The sequence below is a fragment of the Paraburkholderia haematera genome (genome assembly GCF_905220975.1).
GTDB classification, from domain to species: domain Bacteria; phylum Pseudomonadota; class Gammaproteobacteria; order Burkholderiales; family Burkholderiaceae; genus Paraburkholderia; species Paraburkholderia haematera.
The window spans coordinates 98,084-116,303 of the sequence record NZ_CAJNBK010000013.1 but is presented as its reverse complement, the minus strand read 5'-3'; the positions used below and the strand labels follow the sequence as shown (position 1 = coordinate 116,303).

Annotated in this window: 21 protein-coding genes and 1 tRNA gene; 11 read left to right on the top strand and 11 right to left on the bottom strand. The window is 63.2% G+C overall.

Annotation, left to right across the window (positions count from 1 at the left end; translation table 11 throughout):
• Positions 1–293 precede the first annotated feature (293 nt).
• The 3 genes from KHO23_RS21915 to lepB all read left to right on the top strand — a co-directional run bounded on the left by KHO23_RS21915 (position 294) and on the right by lepB (position 2,962).
• The gene (locus tag KHO23_RS21915; protein WP_211613331.1) at positions 294–1,013 is read left to right on the top strand and encodes a FadR/GntR family transcriptional regulator; all 720 of its coding nucleotides are present in this window, start codon (positions 294–296) and stop codon (positions 1,011–1,013) included.
• A 135-nt stretch (positions 1,014–1,148) separates the two neighbouring features.
• On the top strand, positions 1,149–2,147 hold the full coding sequence (locus KHO23_RS21910; RefSeq protein ID WP_211613330.1) for a Gfo/Idh/MocA family protein: 999 nt from the start codon (positions 1,149–1,151) through the stop codon (positions 2,145–2,147).
• A gap of 116 nt (positions 2,148–2,263) precedes the next feature.
• Positions 2,264–2,962: a signal peptidase I gene (gene lepB / locus KHO23_RS21905; protein ID WP_211613329.1), complete on the top strand. Its 699-nt coding sequence runs from the start codon at positions 2,264–2,266 to the stop codon at positions 2,960–2,962.
• Between the two features lie 22 nt (positions 2,963–2,984).
• On the opposite strand, the gene KHO23_RS21900 is transcribed toward lepB, so the two are convergent.
• The 7 genes from KHO23_RS21900 to KHO23_RS21870 all read right to left on the bottom strand — a co-directional run bounded on the left by KHO23_RS21900 (position 2,985) and on the right by KHO23_RS21870 (position 8,471).
• Complete coding sequence (locus KHO23_RS21900; protein ID WP_211613328.1) at positions 2,985–3,644, bottom strand: amino acid ABC transporter permease; 660 nt, start codon at positions 3,642–3,644, stop codon at positions 2,985–2,987.
• Between the two features lie 109 nt (positions 3,645–3,753).
• Positions 3,754–4,548 carry a cystine ABC transporter substrate-binding protein gene (locus KHO23_RS21895; protein ID WP_211613327.1) on the bottom strand — a complete coding sequence of 265 codons (795 nt, stop codon included), beginning with the start codon at positions 4,546–4,548 and terminating at the stop codon, positions 3,754–3,756.
• A 175-nt stretch (positions 4,549–4,723) separates the two neighbouring features.
• Positions 4,724–5,785: a quinone-dependent dihydroorotate dehydrogenase gene (locus KHO23_RS21890; RefSeq protein ID WP_211613326.1), complete on the bottom strand. Its 1,062-nt coding sequence runs from the start codon at positions 5,783–5,785 to the stop codon at positions 4,724–4,726.
• Between the two features lie 91 nt (positions 5,786–5,876).
• Positions 5,877–6,698, bottom strand: coding sequence for an arginyltransferase (locus KHO23_RS21885; protein ID WP_211613325.1), 822 nt, complete (start codon positions 6,696–6,698; stop codon positions 5,877–5,879).
• A gap of 104 nt (positions 6,699–6,802) precedes the next feature.
• On the bottom strand, positions 6,803–7,540 hold the full coding sequence (aat, locus tag KHO23_RS21880; protein ID WP_211613324.1) for a leucyl/phenylalanyl-tRNA--protein transferase: 738 nt from the start codon (positions 7,538–7,540) through the stop codon (positions 6,803–6,805).
• A 9-nt stretch (positions 7,541–7,549) separates the two neighbouring features.
• Complete coding sequence (locus KHO23_RS21875; protein ID WP_211613323.1) at positions 7,550–8,095, bottom strand: NUDIX hydrolase; 546 nt, start codon at positions 8,093–8,095, stop codon at positions 7,550–7,552.
• A 299-nt stretch (positions 8,096–8,394) separates the two neighbouring features.
• Positions 8,395–8,471 (bottom strand) — tRNA-Met (locus tag KHO23_RS21870).
• Positions 8,472–8,719: 248 nt separating this feature from the next.
• Between KHO23_RS21870 and KHO23_RS21865 the strand changes: the two genes are divergently transcribed.
• Both KHO23_RS21865 and KHO23_RS21860 read left to right on the top strand, forming a co-directional pair.
• Complete coding sequence (locus KHO23_RS21865; RefSeq protein WP_211613322.1) at positions 8,720–9,217, top strand: heme-degrading domain-containing protein; 498 nt, start codon at positions 8,720–8,722, stop codon at positions 9,215–9,217.
• A 4-nt stretch (positions 9,218–9,221) separates the two neighbouring features.
• Positions 9,222–9,560, top strand: a complete 339-nt coding sequence (locus tag KHO23_RS21860) for a DMT family transporter (RefSeq protein WP_211613321.1) — start codon at positions 9,222–9,224, stop codon at positions 9,558–9,560.
• A 16-nt stretch (positions 9,561–9,576) separates the two neighbouring features.
• On the opposite strand, the gene KHO23_RS21855 is transcribed toward KHO23_RS21860, so the two are convergent.
• Positions 9,577–9,960, bottom strand: coding sequence for a hypothetical protein (locus KHO23_RS21855; RefSeq protein WP_211613320.1), 384 nt, complete (start codon positions 9,958–9,960; stop codon positions 9,577–9,579).
• Positions 9,961–10,041: 81 nt separating this feature from the next.
• Positions 10,042–10,233 carry a hypothetical protein gene (locus KHO23_RS21850; protein ID WP_211613319.1) on the bottom strand — a complete coding sequence of 64 codons (192 nt, stop codon included), beginning with the start codon at positions 10,231–10,233 and terminating at the stop codon, positions 10,042–10,044.
• Between the two features lie 275 nt (positions 10,234–10,508).
• On the opposite strand from KHO23_RS21850, the gene KHO23_RS21845 reads away from it, so the two are divergent.
• The gene (locus tag KHO23_RS21845) at positions 10,509–10,793 is read left to right on the top strand and encodes a DUF1488 family protein (RefSeq protein ID WP_211613318.1); all 285 of its coding nucleotides are present in this window, start codon (positions 10,509–10,511) and stop codon (positions 10,791–10,793) included.
• An 8-nt stretch (positions 10,794–10,801) separates the two neighbouring features.
• Here the strand turns inward: KHO23_RS21845 and KHO23_RS21840 are convergent, their stop codons facing one another.
• A complete protein-coding gene (locus tag KHO23_RS21840; RefSeq protein WP_211613317.1) occupies positions 10,802–11,812 on the bottom strand; it encodes an NAD-dependent epimerase/dehydratase family protein in 1,011 nt (336 codons plus the stop codon).
• Between the two features lie 134 nt (positions 11,813–11,946).
• Here KHO23_RS21840 and KHO23_RS21835 point away from each other — a divergent pair, with 134 nt between their 5' ends.
• Positions 11,947–12,819: a TetR/AcrR family transcriptional regulator gene (locus tag KHO23_RS21835; protein ID WP_211613316.1), complete on the top strand. Its 873-nt coding sequence runs from the start codon at positions 11,947–11,949 to the stop codon at positions 12,817–12,819.
• Positions 12,820–12,865: 46 nt separating this feature from the next.
• Complete coding sequence (locus KHO23_RS21830; protein ID WP_211613315.1) at positions 12,866–14,002, top strand: enoyl-CoA hydratase/isomerase family protein; 1,137 nt, start codon at positions 12,866–12,868, stop codon at positions 14,000–14,002.
• A 107-nt stretch (positions 14,003–14,109) separates the two neighbouring features.
• On the opposite strand, the gene KHO23_RS21825 is transcribed toward KHO23_RS21830, so the two are convergent.
• Positions 14,110–14,535: a hypothetical protein gene (locus KHO23_RS21825; protein WP_211613314.1), complete on the bottom strand. Its 426-nt coding sequence runs from the start codon at positions 14,533–14,535 to the stop codon at positions 14,110–14,112.
• A 532-nt stretch (positions 14,536–15,067) separates the two neighbouring features.
• On the opposite strand from KHO23_RS21825, the gene ssuD reads away from it, so the two are divergent.
• The 3 genes from ssuD to KHO23_RS21810 are packed head-to-tail and all read left to right on the top strand — an operon-like array spanning position 15,068 to position 18,191.
• Complete coding sequence (ssuD, locus tag KHO23_RS21820; protein WP_211613313.1) at positions 15,068–16,228, top strand: FMNH2-dependent alkanesulfonate monooxygenase; 1,161 nt, start codon at positions 15,068–15,070, stop codon at positions 16,226–16,228.
• 56 nt (positions 16,229–16,284) lie between these two features.
• Positions 16,285–17,193, top strand: coding sequence for an aliphatic sulfonate ABC transporter permease SsuC (gene ssuC, locus KHO23_RS21815; RefSeq protein WP_236066948.1), 909 nt, complete (start codon positions 16,285–16,287; stop codon positions 17,191–17,193).
• A complete protein-coding gene (locus KHO23_RS21810; RefSeq protein WP_211613312.1) occupies positions 17,190–18,191 on the top strand; it encodes an ATP-binding cassette domain-containing protein in 1,002 nt (333 codons plus the stop codon). The genes ssuC and KHO23_RS21810 overlap by 4 nt, the downstream gene beginning before the upstream one ends.
• Positions 18,192–18,220: the final 29 nt, after the last annotated feature.

Genomic DNA, 18,220 nt, shown 5'->3' with positions numbered 1-18,220 from the left:
CCAGGGCGTGAGGATCAGACAATTCGATTCACTACGTGCGTCTTCGCACTATGCAAATTTTGCTACGCAGGCACGCTTGAGACGCAAGCTTATGGCCCGTCAAAACATGCGGCGTTACATGGAAGAAACAATTCTTCAGAGGGATAACCCTCTCAGGACGTTTCCCAACTGGCGCATCCGTTTCGAAGCTAGCAACGTATCGTAAAAGAACCGATACGCATCGATAAAACGACACATCGGGCCGGTTGATCAACAGGCTACGCGGGGGCAAACACCGCTTCGGGGAGAGGGTCATGGAACAGGCAAACAAGGATCGATCGCTGGTCAGCAAAGTCATGGACGGGCTCGTGACCGGCATTGTCGAAGAGAAATACGGCGCCATCCTGCCACCGCAGGATGTGCTCTCGAAGGAGTTCGACGTCAGCCGCACCGTCATGCGCGAGGCGCTGTCGATGCTGCTCGCGCGCGACATGCTGGACGTGCGGCCCAAGATCGGCACGCGCATCCGGCCGATGAGCGATTGGCGCATGATCGACGAGGACGTCGTGAACTGGCGTTTTCGCGCGAAGCCCGATCCGCTTTTTCTGCGCGACGTCATCGAGTTTCGCATCCTGATCGAACCACGCGCCTCGGCGCAGGCGGCCGGACGGGGCAGTGCCGCCGACGTCGCGGCGATTCGCGAGGCCTTCGAAGCGTTCCGTGTGATCCGGCCGGGCGAAGCCGGCTACCAGGCCGCCGACGAACTGTTCCACGCGCGCATCGTGGTGGCGAGCGCCAATCAGTTCTTCAAGCAGATGGCGGCGATCATTCGCGGCGCGCTGTCGACCGTCAACCCGATCGTCAATCAGAAGGAAGGGTTGTGGGAGAAGGCGGTGAGCACGCATCAACGCGTGGTGGAAGCGATCGAACGGCGTGATCCGAGGGAAGCGGAAATCGCCTCGCTGGCGATGATCGACTACACCGCGGAAGAGATTGGCAGCAAGTTCACTTCGGAACCGCCAATGCGCGACTGAGCGCGGCTGCTACGTCGGTTCAGATCGATTTCCCGCAGAGTCTTTTGCATAGCGAACGGTGCGGCAGTGTGCGCGCAGGCGCGCGGCTTGCGTCACAATAGCGCCTGTTCTGAACTGCACGGACTCGAAGGAACGATGACAATCGCAACGCAAGAAACCTCCTCGCGCGGCATGATTCGCTGGGGGATCGTCGGAACGGGCCGCATTGCCCGTCGGTTTGCTCAAGGACTCGCTCATGTGCCGCAGGCGCAACTGACCGCGCTGTGGTCACGTCGCGCGGAACCTGCCTTGGCTTTCGCCGGAGAATTCGGTGGCGAAGTGTGCGCGAGTTTCGACGCATTGCTCGCGAGCGGTATCGACGCGCTGTATATCGCCACGGTCCAGGACAGTCACGCCGACTACGCGATCGCCGCGTTGCAAGCCGGCCTGCACGTGCTGTGCGAGAAACCCGCCACCATCAACAAGCCGCAACTCGAGCGTGTGCTCGACGTCGCGCGCGCCAGGCAACGGCTTTTCATGGAAGCCATGAAGCCGCCGTTTTATCCGCTCTACAGAAAGTTGCGCGCGCATCTGGATGCCGAGCCGATCGGCGAAATCGGTCTCGTGCGTGCCGGCTGTTCGGTGCCGGGTGTGCCGGACGATCATCCGTCGCTGTCGTTCGAGCACGCGGGCGGCGCGCTGCTCGATATCGGGGTCTATGAGATGTTTCTCGCGGTCGACTGGCTTGGTGCGCCGCGTGAGGTGCAGACGCTCGGGCGGCTCGGCAAGACCGGCGTCGATACGTTCGCGAGTCTGAACAGTCAGCATGAGCGCGGGATCGCTCAGTTGTTTTGTGGACTCGATCTGCACGGCAAGGGTGACGCATTGCTGATGGCCACCGGCGGGCATGTCACGATTCATGAGCCCTGGTGGAATCCGGCACGCGCGACGATCCGCTACGCCGATGGTCGCGTGGTCGAACTCGAGGAACCGTTCGAGGGCGGCGGTCTGAACTACGAGACCGCGCACTTTTGCGAGCTGATTCGGGCGGGGCAGATCGAGAGCCCGCTGATGCCGCATAGCAAATCGTTGCAGATGATCGAAATGGCCGACGCCGCGCGCGCCGCGCTGGGGCTTAAGTTCGCGGGAGAGTAAGGGCGCGTCGCCGCGGTGCTTCCAGTGGCGGTGGTACGATTTGCACGGGCGCGCGGACTCGAAAAAGGGCCGCGTACCCACAGCTTTCGATTCCCCTTCCTCCGGAGCCGCCTGCAATGCGCATGCTTGGAAAACTGTGGCGCGACAACAAGAGCCTCATCGCCTTTCTGTTTCTGATGGTGCTGTTCCGCAGCGCCGTGGCCGACTGGAACGTCGTGCCGAGCGGTTCGATGTTGCCGACGATCCGCGAAGGCGACCGGATTTTCGTCGACAAGATGGCCTACGATCTGCGCGTGCCGCTCACCCACATCACGATCGCGCATCTGCACGATCCGCAGCGCGGCGATATCGTCACGATCGATTCTTCGGCCGCGCATGAGTTGATCGTCAAGCGTCTGATCGGCTTGCCCGGCGACAGTGTCGCCATGCGCAACAACGTGCTGTATGTGAACGGCGTGCGCGCGAATTATCGGCCGCTGCACCTGAAGCCGCTGCCAGGCGATGCAACTACACCTGGCGACTATCTGACCGAGCGCTTCGACGGCGTTGCGCACAGCGTGCGGCTTGCGCCCGAGGCGCCGAGTCCGCGTAGTTCGTTCGGGCCGGTGGTTGTGCCGCGAGGCGAGTATCTGATGCTCGGCGACAATCGCGATAACAGCGCCGACTCGCGTTACTTCGGCTTCTTTCCGCGCAAGGAACTGATGGGCCGCACGCGTCACGTCGCGTTTTCGCTCGACCCGGATCACTACTACAAGCCGCGCTTCGAGCGCTTCGGCGCGTCGCTGGATACGGCGTCGCTCGCCGTCAGCCGGTAGGTTGGCGGCGAGGTGCGGGGCTTCAGTGGCGTGACGGCAGCGCCAGGCGCTTTTCGTACCAGTGCTGCACCCATTCGAGCACCTGGCACAGCACCCAGTACACCGCGGCTGCCGCGAGGTACAGCGGCAGCGGCTGATAGGTCGACGCGATGATCTCCTGCGCGCTGCGCAGCAGTTCGGTCACGGTTATCACCGACACCAGCGACGTATCCTTGATCAGGCTGATCAAGCTGTTCGACAGACTCGGCACGGCGATGCGCAAAGCCTGCGGCGCGATCACATAGCGCAGCGTCTGGCGTCGCGAGAGTCCCAGACTATAGGCGGCCAGCCACTGGCCGCTGGGAATGCCGAGAATCGCACCGCGCATGCTTTCCGACAGATACGCCGCCACGTTCGCCGACAACGCGATCACGCCCGCGGGCGTGGGGTCGAGCGAAATGCCGAGACTCGGCAAGCCGTAATAGATCACGAAGATCTGCACCAGCAGCGGCGTGCCGCGAAACAGGCTGACGTACACGCGCGCGATCCAGTTCAGCACGCGGCTGTGGCTGATGCCCATCACCGCGAGAACGGCGCCTGCGAGCAGGCCGAAGATCATCGACAGGACCGCGAACTTGACCGTCAGGACGGCGCCCTGTGCGAGCACAGGAAGCGATTGGACGAGCAGGGAAGTGATAGACATGAGCGGTGGGAAGGGTTGGCGCACAAAGTGCACATCGAAGCGCACATCATAGACAAAAGCGAAGGGCGGCATCGTCGACGATACCGCCCTTCGTTTCATCCAGCGTGCGTTACTTGATCGGCTTCGTGACGTCGATGCCGAACCATTTGTCCGAGATCTTCGAGAACGTGCCGTCCGCTTCGAGCTGGCTCATCGCGTCGTCGATCGCCTTGGCGAACTTCGGATTGCCCTTTTTGAACGGAATGCCCGACGGGTTGCCCGCGCCGACCGTCGCGCCCGTGCGCAGCGGCAGTTGCGAGTTCTTCATCAGATACGCGAGCATCAGGCGGTCGTTCAGCGCCGCGTCCAGGCGGCCGGCAGCCAGATCGCGCAGGTATTCAGGCGCGCCCGGATACGTCTTCACGTCGATGCCCGGCACCGACTTCGCCATGTCCATGTAGTTCGTGCCCAGACCGACGCCGAGCTTCTTGCCCTTCAGCTCGTCGAGCGATTTGAACTGGCGCGTGTCGTCCTTACGCTGGATGAGCTGCGCGGCCGAGTACGTGTACGCCGGCGAGAAGTCGAGTGCCTGCTTGCGCGCGTCCGTGATGCCGACCTGGTTGACGATCACGTCGAACTTGTTCGCCTGCAGACCGGCGATGATGCCGCTCCACTCGGTGGTGACGAATTCCGGTTTCACGCCGAGCTTCGCGGCCACGGCCTTGGCGATGTCGACGTCATAGCCGACCAGTTCGCCCGACGGCGCTTTCGAATTGAACGGCGGGAAGGTGCCTTCCAGGCCGATGCGCAGCGTGCCGCGTTGCTTGACCTGGTCGAGCAGGTCGTCCGCGTGGGCGGTGACAGCGGTGAATGACGCGCCGATCAGGCCGGCGACGAGCATCTTCTTCAGCAAGCCAAATTTCATCGTGTTCCTTTATTGTTCGTCTGGCGTTTTAACAGACAAAAGCATAACAAAGCAGACTATCGAAACGTAAATACCGTTTGTTTATGTCTATATTACTGATGCGGATTGGGTGGGGAATCCGTGAGGATGCGGCGGGCGGCCCAGGCACGGCCCGCGGACGCCCGCACGCCGCCGCTTAGCGCAGTGCCTGCGCGCATTCGGCAACGAGCGCCGGCCCGCGGTAGATGAAACCGGTGTAGAGCTGCACCAGCGAGGCGCCCGCGGCCAGCTTCGCGCGCGCATCCTCGCCCGAGAAAATCCCGCCCACGCCGATGATCGGCACCGTCTCGCCGACTTCAGCGCGCAGCTTGCGAATCACCTCGTTCGACGCGTCGAACACCGGCTTGCCCGACAGGCCGCCGGCTTCGTCGCCGTATTGCATGCCGGTGACGGCGGTACGCGAGAGCGTGGTGTTGGTGGCGATCACGCCTTCGAACTGGTGGCGCAGGAGCGTATCGGCGATCGATTTGACCTGTTCGTCGTCGAGGTCCGGCGCGATCTTGAGGGCGAGCGGCACCAGCTTGCCGTGCATGTCCGCCAGACGCTGCTGCTTGTCCTTCAGGGCGGCGAGCAGCGCGTCGAGTTCGCCCGCGCCTTGCAGCTGGCGCAGATTCTTTGTATTCGGCGACGAGATGTTGACCGTCACGTAGCTCGCGAACGGGTACACGCGTTCGAGGCAATACAGATAGTCTTCGGCGGCGCGTTCGATCGGCGTGTCGGCATTCTTGCCGATGTTCAGCCCGAGAATGCCGCGATAGCGCGCGGCCTGCACGTTCTTGACGAACTGGTCGACGCCCGCGTTGTTGAAGCCCATACGATTGATCACGGCATTCGCCTGCGGCAGGCGAAACATGCGCGGGCGCGGATTGCCCGGCTGTGCGCGCGGCGTGACCGTGCCCACCTCAATAGAGCCGAAGCCGAGTGCCGCCAGTCCGTCGATGCACGCGCCGTCCTTGTCGAGACCCGCGGCGAGCCCGACCGGGTTCCTGAATGTCAAACCCATCACGGTGCGCGGCGCGTCCGGCACGTGTGGCGCGAGCACGCCAGCAAGGCCGGTGCGACCGGCGGCGCCGAGGATGCGCAAGGTCAGGTGGTGAGCGTCTTCCGCGTCCATGCGAAAGAGTTGGGCGCGTACGAGCGGGTAGAGGGAACTGAACACGGGACGAAGCCGGGCGGCCGGAAAATGGGAACCCGCCATTTTACCGGCTTTAGGGCGTTAATGAGACTAACTGGACAGAGCGCGAAGGCGTGGGCGCCGGGAGCGCCCGCAGCTGTTACGGCCGCAGACGTTACGGCCGCAACGGTCCGCGCCGGCCCTGAATCGCCAGATCGACCGGCGGCAGATCGATGCTGGCCGGATCGAGCACTTTCCAGGCGCCGTCGATCAAGCCTTCGAGCGGCCGGAAATTCGCCTTGTAGGCCATCTTCGGACTCTCGCGAATCCAGTAGCCGAGATACACGTAGGGCAGCTTGAGGCTCTTCGCCTGCTCGATCTGCCAATAGATGTTGTACGTGCCGAAGCTGGTGTGCGGCATACCCGGTTCGAAAAACGTATAGACCGACGAGAGCCCGTCACCGAGGATGTCGATCATGCTGATCATGCGCAGAATGCCTGGCGCTCCCGGATGATCCGGCAGCGGTTCGCGAAACTCGACGAGCCGCGAGTTGATCCGGCTCTGCAGCAGGAACTGTTCGTATTGGTCGCGGCTGTCGCGGTCCATGCCGCCGCCGGCATGCCGTGCCGACTGATAGCGCATGTAGAGCGCGTAGTGCTCTTCGTCGTAATGCAGTGGGGCGACCGTTGCGATCAGTTCGCCGTGCTTCTTCCAGACGCGGCGTTGCGTACGGTTCGCCTGAAATTGATCGACCGGCACGCGCACCGGCACGCAGGCGCGGCAGCCATCGCAATACGGGCGGTAGGTGAACACACCCGAACGGCGGAAGCCGGCTTTGACGAGATCGGTGTAGACGTCGGAGTTGATCAGATGGCTCGGCGTGGCGACTTGCGAACGCGCGATGCGGCCATCCAGATAGCTGCAGGGATAGGGCGCTGTTGCATAAAATTGCAGCGCGGAAAGCGGGGAAAGAGGCAGCTCGTTGGGATGAGTCACGTTGGCAGCTCTCGAAGCGTCTCTGGTGTTGCAAACCCGGCGTGCCTGACGGCTCGTGACCCGCGGCTCGGTGGGCGACGGATCCGGATTCGGCCTGATTCTTCCTACGCCGCCGGCTCGACGACATCGCGCAATACGCTCTTGTCGAATCGCCAGGGAATCGGCGGTGCATCGACAGACGCGCGAACATGCGCAATGAACGCTTTGCGCGCTATCTCGCGGCCGCCCAGCGACGCCAGATGCGACGTGTTCTGCTGGCAGTCTATCATTTCTATTTCGTGACGGCGCAAGTGTCCGACAAGCGCGGCCAGCGCCATTTTCGACGCATCGGTGACCTCCGCGAACATCGATTCGCCGAAGAACATCCGGCCGAACGACACCCCGTACAAACCGCCTACGCGCTTGCCTTCGAACCAGGTTTCGATGCTGTGCGCATCGCCCATTCTGTGCAGCGACGAATACGCCTCGACCACGTCGGCGGTGATCCACGTGCCGCGCTGGCGGTGCCGTGGCGCCTGCGCACAGGCGCGCATCACGGCGGCGAAATCATGGTCGACGCGGATTTCCCATGCGTCCTCTCGCAGCACGCGCTTGAGGGTCTTGCGCAGCGACGGCGATACTTTGAACTCGGCGGGGCGCAGGATCATGCGCGGATCGGGACTCCACCACAAGACCGGCTGGCCGTCCGAATACCACGGGAAAATGCCGCGCCGATAGGCGTCGATCAACCGCGACGGCAGCAGGTCGCCGCTGGCGGCGAGCAGGCCGGGTGCGCCGCTTGCCGCGCCGAGCGCGCGCTCGACGGAGGGAAACGGATCGTCAGGTCCGAGCCAGGGAACCATGCGCGCCGCTCAACCTTCGCGCAGCGAGCGGAAGATATCGCCGGTATGCAGGCCGAAGCTGCCGGCGGCACGGTCGGCAAAAAAGAAACGCAGGGTCTGGCCGACGGTCGGGAAGGCGATCTCGTCCCACGGAATGTCGCGTTCCTCGAAGAGTTTCACCTCGAGGCTTTCCTCGCCGGCAGCGATGTCGAGATCGAGCAGGCGCGCCATATAGAACAGATGCACCTGATGCACGTGCGGCACGTTCAGCAGCGAGAACAGGTTCTGCACCTCGACGCGCGCGCCGGCTTCTTCCAGCGTTTCGCGCGAAGCCGCTTCGGCGGTGGTTTCGCCCATTTCCATGAAGCCTGCCGGCAGTGTCCAGTAGCCGTAGCGCGGTTCGATCGCGCGGCGGCACAGCAGCACTTTGTCGTCCCAGACCGGAACGGTGCCGACCACGTTGCGCGGATTCTGATAATGCACCGTGCCGCAACTGCCGCATACGAAGCGCTCGCGGTTGTCACCCGGCGGAATGCTCAGGCTGACGCCGTGGCCGCAGACAGAACAGAATTTCATAGGAAGGGGACGAGAAAGAGTGATGGGAGTTTATCACTGGGGCGGAGTTTGCTGAGGTCCGGCGAAGGCGGTGTGCCGCCGCTGGTGCGAAGGCGCGGCCTGCACCGGCACGCGCGCCGATGACGCCTATTCAGGACGCGTGCGTATGTGTCGGAGTGCAAACAAATTGAAGGGGCAGAGCGCAGAACACACACTACCGCAATGAAAAGCGAAGCAGAAAACAAAAAAGGCCTGCCGGTTGGGCAAGCCTTTCATCGTGTTTCGACGCTTCGAACCGCTTTAGCTACTTAAACGCTATTTGGTTGCGGGGGTAGGATTTGAACCTACGACCTTCGGGTTATGAGCCCGACGAGCTGCCAGACTGCTCCACCCCGCGTCCGTCGAAGAAAAGATTATAGGACAAAGCGACAACCAGCGCAATAGCTATTTAAGAACCGGCTTCAATACAGGCCAAAGCGACGCGACTTCCCGGGCGCGGCGCGCTCCAAAGTCGCGGCGCGCATTGCTCGCGTCGCATACCGGAAGGCTCTTGAAGGGCGCTGCGCTAGAATTCAGGTTCTCATCGCGGCGCCGGGATGCCAGTGCAACGGCCCGCGCTTCACTTCTTACCCTGCTATGAACTCCATGGATATCGCACACGATCTACAGGTGATTGCCGCTCAGGAACATGCGCTGGTGTTCCCGCAATTCGATGCCGACCGCGCGTGGCAGGTGGGCGCCTATCTGCACGAGGTCGCGAGAGCACGCGGCATCGCCGCCGCTATCGACGTGCGCACGTTCGGTCAGCCGCTGTTCTTCAGCCTGCTTAACGGCGCGACGCCGGACAATGTCGACTGGGCGCGCCGCAAGGGCAACACCGTCGCGCATTTCCGGCGCAGTTCGTACGCGATCGGTTTGAAGATGCAACAGGCGGGCAGCACGCTCGCCGACAAGCACGCCTTGCCAAACACGGAATATGCGTCGCATGGCGGCGCGTTTCCATTGACGGTAGCGGGCGCCGGCGTGATCGGCTCGATCACGGTATCCGGGTTGCCGCAGCGCGCGGATCACGAACTGGTGGTGGAAGCGCTGTGTGCCCACCTCGGCCACGACTACAGCAAGCTCGCGCTTGCAAAGGCCTGAGCCGATGCGGACGCCTCCTTATGCGTTGCTCGCGATTGCGATCGTCGCCGAAGTCATCGCGACCTCCGCGATGCGGGCGTCGGAAGGTTTTTCGCGGCTGGTGCCGGCAACGGTCGTGGTGATCGGCTACGGCATCGCGTTCTATTGCCTGTCGCTCACGTTGAAGACTATTCCGGTGGGTATCGTCTACGCGGTGTGGTCCGGCGCCGGCATCGTGCTGATTACGCTGGTCGCTGTCGTGCTGTACCGGCAGGTACCTGACGTGCCGGCCATCATCGGGCTCGGGCTGATCATTGCCGGGGTCGCCGTGTTGAACATGTTCTCGAAGATGCAGGCGCACTGAGCCTGACCACTGAGCGTTACTTGCAGCGCACGATCATCGAACGGTTTTTCACATTAGCCGAGACGACGTTCGTGATGCTGCCGCCCGCGGCGCCGCCTTCGTCGTTGTCTTTCGAGATGATGTCGTAGCCGGTCGCGCCACATGCCTTGCCGGCCTGCACGTAGCAGGAGGCCCAACTTGAAGCGGCGTCGGCGCCGCTGCAGTTCACCGCAAAACCGGTCTGACCGTTCGGCAGATTGATCAGCGAAGTGGTGTTCGACGACGCGCAGCCGCTCAGGCCCGCGCCGAGCAGCACGGCAGCGGGCAGGGCGGCGGACAGGGACACCCTGCGGACCAGAGCAAGCGCGGCACTGCCGGGTCGGAATCGGCCGGAACGGCGCAGTGGTGTCATGAAATGCATCGTGAAGTTTTCCTTTCAAATAGGGTTCGAGACTCAGATAGCGAAACTCGCCGCGCACACCGGAAGTGAGCGCCTGGGAGGCTAAGCCGTTTCGATCGTGATGCCTGCCGCGCTAACCTGTTGGTGGCTTTCCACGCCGCTCCCGGTCGCCGCGTCTTCCCAGATGCTGATGGCTTTCGGAATGTCGATACCGTGGCTTTCAGCGTAGGCAAACCATGCATTTGCCGCATCCGGCTCAGGCAGTTCGCGGTTGTTCAGAAAATATTTTCCCATATTGCGCTCGTTGAATTCGAAATGGCGTCATTGCGCCAGCACCGGTGTGCTGGTGAACCGGTTCGACAGAGGCAGGCGGCACAAGTGCAATCTGGCGTATCACGGCGTATCGTTTCGCATGCGGAACCTGTCTGCCCGGGGCACGCGCCATCGGGCAGAAGGGCGAGGGAGGCTGGACCGCGGTCCAGCCGCGCGAGTACCATAACGGGCATGTCCGGGGGCGGCCGGTTTATACCGGCGTCCCTTTACTGCCGGATACTTCTGATGAGGCGGCCATGGAAATTAGGTTTCCCGCGGATGCGCCTGCTTACCGCGATTCCAATCTGACGGTTGTGTTTCCCGCGCTCGTGGACGGCGAGCCGGTGCCGTGCGCGATCTCGGTCGAGGCGCTCGAAGATCACTTCGGCGCGTACTCAGAGGATCTCGATGGCTGGATGCGCGCATTCGACGCCGGGCGCCCGCGCATCGAGGCGGTTGCGCGCGAACATTTGCAGATCAGCAATGGCACACCCGTGCTGCTCAGGAGCGGTCATTTCCCACCCGGCAACATGGCGGTTTAAGTGGCGGCTCACGCTGCCTTTGCCGTCTTCCCATGTGTCGCGGTGCTCATCGACGCCGCCTCGCGCGCAGCGTTGAACGCATGACGGATACCTTCCTCGTATGAGGTTTTTGCGATTGGGCCGATCAGCTTCGTCAATGCCGAGTCGTCAAGCACAACCGGTTCGGTCAGCAGATAGTTCATCTCCACCAGTTCCCGCATGATCGGATTGAAGAGACCGAGCACGCGCAGCATGGTCTTGCCGGCAACCATCATCTTCGGCTCGCGGCCCGCGAGCGCAAAAGTCTGTCTCACCACCTCGCGCTGGGTGATCGTGCCTGTCCCGGCCAGATGCCACCACCGGCCGTATGCGTCGGGTGTGCGCGTGAGCGTCTCGACCACAGGTCCGATATCCGGCAGGTAGATGAATTCGTGCGGCACATCCACCGGCCCGAGCACTTGCGCGCGCTTGCCGTGTGCCGCGCCCTCGAACACGCCGTTCAGCAGACTGCGTTCGATGCAGGGGCCGTAGAAATCCGGCAGGCGCAGCACCAGTGTCGACAGGCGGGTCGACCCGCTTGCGCGCCCGTGTGCCGCCAGCACCAGATTTTCCTGCGCGAGCCGCATCTTGCCTTTGAACGTATGGGGTTCCCGCGGATGATTTTCGCTAATCGGATTGCTGCGCGCCCGGCCGTACGGATACACGGTGCCGATCAGAATGAAGCGCTCGACACCCGCCGCCGTCACGCCGGCGAGCGTTTTTTCCATGAGCGGCGGATGCGCGGCGAACTGATCGTAGGGCACGCCGACCAGATAGATCACGGTTTGCAAACCGGCTGCCGCGGCCTTGATCGAAGCCGGATCGTCCGGATTCCACGTGACGATTTGCGCATGCGGGTCGTGGCCGAATGCCGCCTCGAGCGGCGCGCGCGAGCGGCCGACCACCCGGTAATCCCGGCCCGCCGCGCTCAGCGCGGCCGCGATGACTTGACCTGCCGCGCCCGCGGCACCGAATAAACCCACCGTTCCTGTGGTTTGCATGACGACTCCTGAAGGTGGCGCCGTATCGCGCCCGGATGATGCTGGCTGACCGATGAGAATTTACTGAACACCGTTCAGTAAACAGTGTTCAGTTTAATTTGACTTTTCAGTTTGTCAATCTGAAAATGTATCGCATGGGAATCGTCGAACGAAAAAGCCGTCAGAAACAGGCGCTGCGTGAGCGCATCCTCGATGCAGCGCGGCGCATCGTCATGCGCGAAGGCTTTGCCGCGTTGTCAATGCGCAAGATTGCCGACGCTATCGAGTATTCGCCCGCCACGCTGTACCTTCACTTCGCAAGCCGCGATGAGATCGCCCAGGCGTTGTGCGCGGAAGGCTATGCACAATTGCTGCAGACGTTCGTGCCGCTCGCGCAGATCGCCGATCCCACTGAGCGCCTGAAGGCGCTCGGGCGTGCTTATGTGGCATTCGGGGTCGAACATCCGGAAACCTACCGGCTGATCTTCATGGAAGATCCGAGCTACACGGGCGCGGCGCTGGGCGCCGCGGCGGCTGCATCGGGGGCAGCGGGGGCGGGCACGCCGGTGGCCGCAATCGCGGATACGGGGGCGCCGGTCGAAGCAGCCGGGATCACGGCGCCGGAAACCGCGGCCGTGGGTTCTGCCGCGTCCGGACAAGCGAGCCTCGCGCCGCCGAAACCGGACGACGACCCCGGCGACGCCGCCTTGACCATCATGATCTCCGCAATCGAGGAGTTGAAAGCGGCGGGGCGCTTGTCCGCGTCGATGGACGTGGGGGTGTGGGCGGAGGCGTTCTGGGCGACTCTGCACGGCATCGTCGCGCTCAATCTCACCTGCCCCGTGTTTCCGGGCGCGCCGCTGGATACGGTGGTGGGTGTCGCGCTCGATACCTGGCTCGGCACGCAAGGCGCCGGGCAGCCGCGAGACGTCACAAGCGTTTCCCGCTCGCGGAAAAAGAAGTCTGCCGAAGCGGATACTCAATCCAACGCCAAACCCGCCACCCGGCCCAAAGCCGCGAGTGCGTGATAACGTTCAGTTCCGATTCATTTTGCGCCACTGTGCCTAGCTCTCCATGTCCATTTCCACCTCGCCTGCCGTCAGCGACGAAGTCGCAACTTACGTAGCCAACCGCATCGGGTTCATTGAACTGGAAAGGCCGAAGGCGCTCAACGCGCTGTCGACCGGCATGATCCGCGCGATGCATGCGGCGCTCGATCAGTGGCGCGAAGATCCCGACGTGCTCGCCGTGGTGGTGCGCAGCGCGCATCCGCGCGCGTTCTGCGCGGGCGGCGATATCCGCTTTCTATACGAGTCGGCGCAGCGCGGCGAGCACGACGCGCGCGATACGTTTTTCACTGAGGAATACCGTCTCAATCACGCAATCTTCACCTACCCGAAGCCGTACATCGCGTTGACGAACGGCGTCGTCATGGGCGGCGGCGTGGGGATTTCGCAGGGCGCGCATCGTACCGGCGGCCTGCGCGTGGTAACCCATTCGACGAAGATGGCGATGCCCGAGACCCGCATCGGCCTCTTTCCCGACGTCGGCGCGAGCTGGTTTCTGGCGCGCACGCCCGGCGCGCTGGGCCGCTACCTGGCGGTCACCGGCGAAACGATTGGCGCAGCCGATGCGCTCTATGCGGGCCTCGCCGACGCCTATATCGACGACGCGGCCTTGCCCGCGCTAGTCGATACGCTGCGCGCCGAACTGTTCGAGCGTGGCGCAGACGTGGTGGCGTGCATCGAGCGCGAGACAGCGGCGTATCAGGTCGTGCCGGCACCCGAAGCTTCGCTGCTGGCGAGCACGCGTGCATTGATCGACCGGCATTTCGCATTGCCGGACATGAAGCAGATTCTCGCTTCGCTGGAGCAGGAACGGGAGCAGGGCGGCGAGGCCGCCGATTGGGCCGAGCAGACGATCGCCGTGTTGCGCGAACGTTCGCCGTTGTCGATGGCCGTGTCGCTGGAAGTGGTGACGCGCGCCGAGGGTTCGATGGCGGATGTACTGCGCTGCGATCTCGATCTGACGCGCACGAGCTTTGCACAGGGCGACACGATCGAAGGGATTCGCGCGCGCATTATCGACAAGGACAACGCGCCGCGCTGGCGTTTCGCGCGTATTGAAGACGTGAGCGACGCCGAGGTGACGGCGATGTTCGAAAGCCCGTGGCCGGCAAACGAACACCCGTTGCGCGATCTGCGGGCTTGAGCAGGTTCGGGCAACCGTGACAGCAGCAGTAGAAGCCCGGCCGGTTACCCGGGCAGCATAGCCTTGCGAGGCGGCGTAAAGACGCTCAGCCCTCGCTCAGTCCCCGCTCATTCTTCGTCTTCGCTCGCCATGAAGGCGCGCATGAACACCAGCGCGCCCCAGCCCCACATGGCGTTCGCCGCGAAACCTACCGCGAGGCGCGGCAGCATGTTGCCGCTCGGCCAGATGCCGCGCAGCGGATCGACCACGAACACGCTCGCCGCCGTCAACGCAATGCCGCCGAATACGAAGGCGGGCACCCATGGCGCGCGCCGCTCCGGCGCAACGCGCAATAGCCACGCCATCAGCACCGCCCAGAACGCGCTCCAGATTGCGTTTGCAATGAACTCGGGCAACCCGAGTGGCAAAAACGGTGCGGTCGAAAAACCGGTTGGGTCGATCAGACCGGCTGCATGCAGCAGCGCCAGGGTCGATTCATGAAAGAACAGCGAAGCCAGAAAGCCGGCGACGAACGGCAGGATGAGTTTTTGCATGCATTGCACCGCGAGAGCTCAGGCGGCGCGGTTCGCGCGGCCTGCACCGGATTATTGGAAATGTGGCGCCATTATATATAGGGGTATCCCATTTTCAGCGTGAGTCAGACGCAACATCCGTATGCTTGAACGTCGGGCTAATCACGAAAGTGGAAAACCTAAGCTAAAAAAAATCGTTCAAAAGCCGGGTCCCGATCCATAGACTGTTTCTCCATGCAGACGGCGTTTGCCGCCGTCGCCTGTTTAATCGAGCGCGTCACGCGCACGTTTGGTCGAGGGAAGCCGTCGCGATGTCCTGCCTGATGCCGATCTTCAACTGCTCCATGGCGCACGCGCGTTTGTGGATGCGCTGTCGGAACTAATCCGCGTTTCACCGCAGTATTTCCGTCCTTTTTTGAGCCTGCATCTCCGGCCTTGTGCCGGAGGGATGCGCGCGGCCAGCGGTGCGCGGCCAGCGTGTGCGCTTTCACTCGACGCACCGTCGTTATACACGTCTCCATTCAATTCAGTTTCGACTATGCAGGAGCAGCACATGAATGTGTTCTGGTTCATTCCGACTCACGGCGACAGCCGCTATCTCGGCACGGCCCAAGGCGCACGCGCAGCCGATTACGACTATTTCCAGCAGATCGCCGTCGCCGCCGATACGCTCGGCTACGAGGGCGTGCTGCTGCCGACCGGCCGTTCGTGCGAAGACGCATGGGTCGTCGCGTCGAGCCTGATTGCCGCGACCCAACGCCTGAAGTTTCTGGTGGCGATCCGTCCGGGCATTTCGTCACCGGGTCTGGCGGCGCGCATGACGGCGACCTTCGACCGGCTCTCGAATGGACGTCTGCTGATCAACGTCGTGACGGGCGGCGATTCGACTGAACTGGAAGGCGACGGCGTGTTCGTCGATCACGACACGCGCTATGAAATCACCGACGAATTCCTGCATATCTGGCGCAAGCTGCTCACCGCCGCGCACACCAACGACGCAATCGATTTCAACGGCAAGCATTTGACCTCGAAGGGCGGCAAGGCACTGTATCCGCCGGTGCAGAACCCGCATCCACCGCTATGGTTCGGCGGTTCGTCGGCGGCTGCGCATGACATCGCGGCGGATCACATCGATACGTACCTGACGTGGGGCGAGCCGCCCGCAGCCGTCGCGAAGAAAATCGCCGACATTCGCGCCCGTGCCGAAGCGCGTGGCCGCAAGATCAAATTCGGCATTCGTCTGCACGTCATCGTGCGCGAGACCGAAGAAGAAGCATGGGCCGCCGCGGACAAGCTGATCAGCAAGCTCGACGACGAAACCATATCCCGTGCACAGGCTTCGTTCTCGAAGATGGATTCCGAAGGACAGCGCCGCATGGCCGCATTGCACGGCGGCAAGCGCGGCGGCCGCGCGGAGCTCGAGGTCTATCCGCATCTGTGGGCGGGCGTGGGGCTCGTGCGTGGCGGCGCAGGCACGGCGCTGGTCGGCAATCCCGAGCAGGTGGCGGCGCTGATGAACGAGTACGCGGCGCTCGGCGTCGACACGTTCATTCTGTCCGGCTATCCGCATCTCGAAGAGTCGTATCGCTTCGCCGAACTGGTGTTTCCGTTGCTGCCGGGCCGTCAAAGCAAGACTTCGGGCGGTCCGCTGTCGGGGCCGTTCGGCGAGATCGTGGGCAACAACTATCTGCCGAAAGCGGCGAGTTCGAGTTGAGCGTTTTCGCTCGGTTCGGCAAGGACTCCCATCGATAAGCACTGAGGACAATCATCATGGCTCAATCCACTGTGAGTGCGCAACGAGGCACAAACGCAGGCACGCTTACAAACGTCAATGCGGACGTCAATGCGGACCTGAACGCAGGCACGCGGCCACGCGCGGGCCGGGGCGCGAGTCTTGCCGTATTGCGCCGCATCGGCGCGCATGTTGCCCCGTGGCTCGCGCCGCTGGCGATTCTGCTGGCGTGGGAATTCGCGGCGAAGAGCGGCATTCTCTCCACGCGCGTGCTGCCCGAACCGCTCGCGGTCGTGAAGGCCGCCTGGTCGCTGATCCAGTCCGGCGAAATGTGGGCCGATGTGAAGGTCAGCACGTGGCGCGCGGTGTCCGGCTTTGCGATCGGCGGCGGTATCGGACTCGTGCTCGGGCTCGCGACGGGTCTTTTCAAACCCGCCGAAATCGCGCTCGATTCGACCGTGCAGATGGTCCGCAACATTCCCGCGCTGGCGATGATCCCGCTCGTGATCCTGTGGTTCGGTATCGAGGAGGAGGCCAAGGTGTTTCTCGTCGCGCTGGGCGTGTTTTTTCCGATCTACGTGAACACGTTTCACGGCATCCGCTCGGTCGATGCCAACCTGATCGAAATGGCGCGGAGTTATGGCGTGAAGGGTTTCGCACTTTACCGGCACGTGATTCTGCCGGGCGCGTTGCCATCGATTCTGGTCGGCGTGCGTTTCGCCTTCGGACTGATGTGGGTCACGCTGATCGTGGCTGAAACCATCTCCGCGCAATCGGGCATCGGCTACATGACGATGAACGCCCGCGAATTCTTGCAAACCGATGTGGTGGTGGTGGGCATCCTGCTGTATGCAGCACTCGGCAAACTCGCCGACGTGCTGGCCAAGGGTCTCGAGCGCGTCTCGCTGCGCTGGCATCCGGCCTATCAACGAGGAGCGAAAGCATGAACGCAACGACTTTGTCGGCGTCGTTCGGCGGCATCGCGGGCAGCGATCTCGAGGCCGAACTGGCGCAACCGCGCACCGTAGACCACAACGCGGACGAGGCTGCCGGCTTCGACCGCGCGGATCCGGCGCGCGATCACCATCGCGTGGGCGTCGTGCCCCTGGCGGCGGGAGCATCGGCGCGCAACGACGCAAGCCGGTCCGCCGATTATTCGGTCGAACTGCGCGGCGTCGGTAAGCAGTACGGCGAGCGCCAGGTGCTGGCCGATTTTGATCTGTCGATCGAGCGCGGCAGCTTCGTGGCCATTGTCGGGCGCAGCGGTTGCGGGAAATCGACTTTGCTGCGGCTGGTCGCGGGTCTGGAAAAGACCACGTCGGGCGTGCTCGAAAAGTGCGCCGAAGACGGCCGGCCGCTCGACACCCGCATCATGTTCCAGGACGCGCGGCTTTTGCCGTGGAAGAGCGTGCTGCAAAACGTCATGCTCGGCCTCGGCCGCAGCGCGCGTGAAGATGCGCGCGCCGTGCTCGCCGAAGTCGGCCTGCTTGAACGCGCCAATGATTGGCCCGCGCAACTTTCCGGCGGTCAGCGTCAGCGTGTGGCGCTGGCGCGTGCGCTGGTGCACCGGCCGCAATTGCTGCTGCTGGACGAACCGCTCGGCGCGCTCGACGCATTGACGCGCATCGAAATGCACGCGCTGATCGAACGCCTGTGGCGCGAGCATCAATTTACCGCGCTGCTGGTGACGCACGACGTGCATGAAGCCGTCGCGCTAGGCGACCGGATTCTGCTGATCGAGGAGGGCCACATCGCGCTCGATCAGCCGGTGCCGCTTGCGCGTCCACGGGCGCGTGCATCGGCCGGTTTTGCCGCGCTGGAAGAACATGTGTTGCAACGCGTACTGAAGACGGCGCCGAACGACGGCGCGCTGTCCCATCGCGCTGACGTCGCACGTGACGAGGGCCGCCTCACGCGGCCGACAGACGTCCGCTGGGCCGTCTGATATCCCTTGACTGACTGTTCTTAATCGCT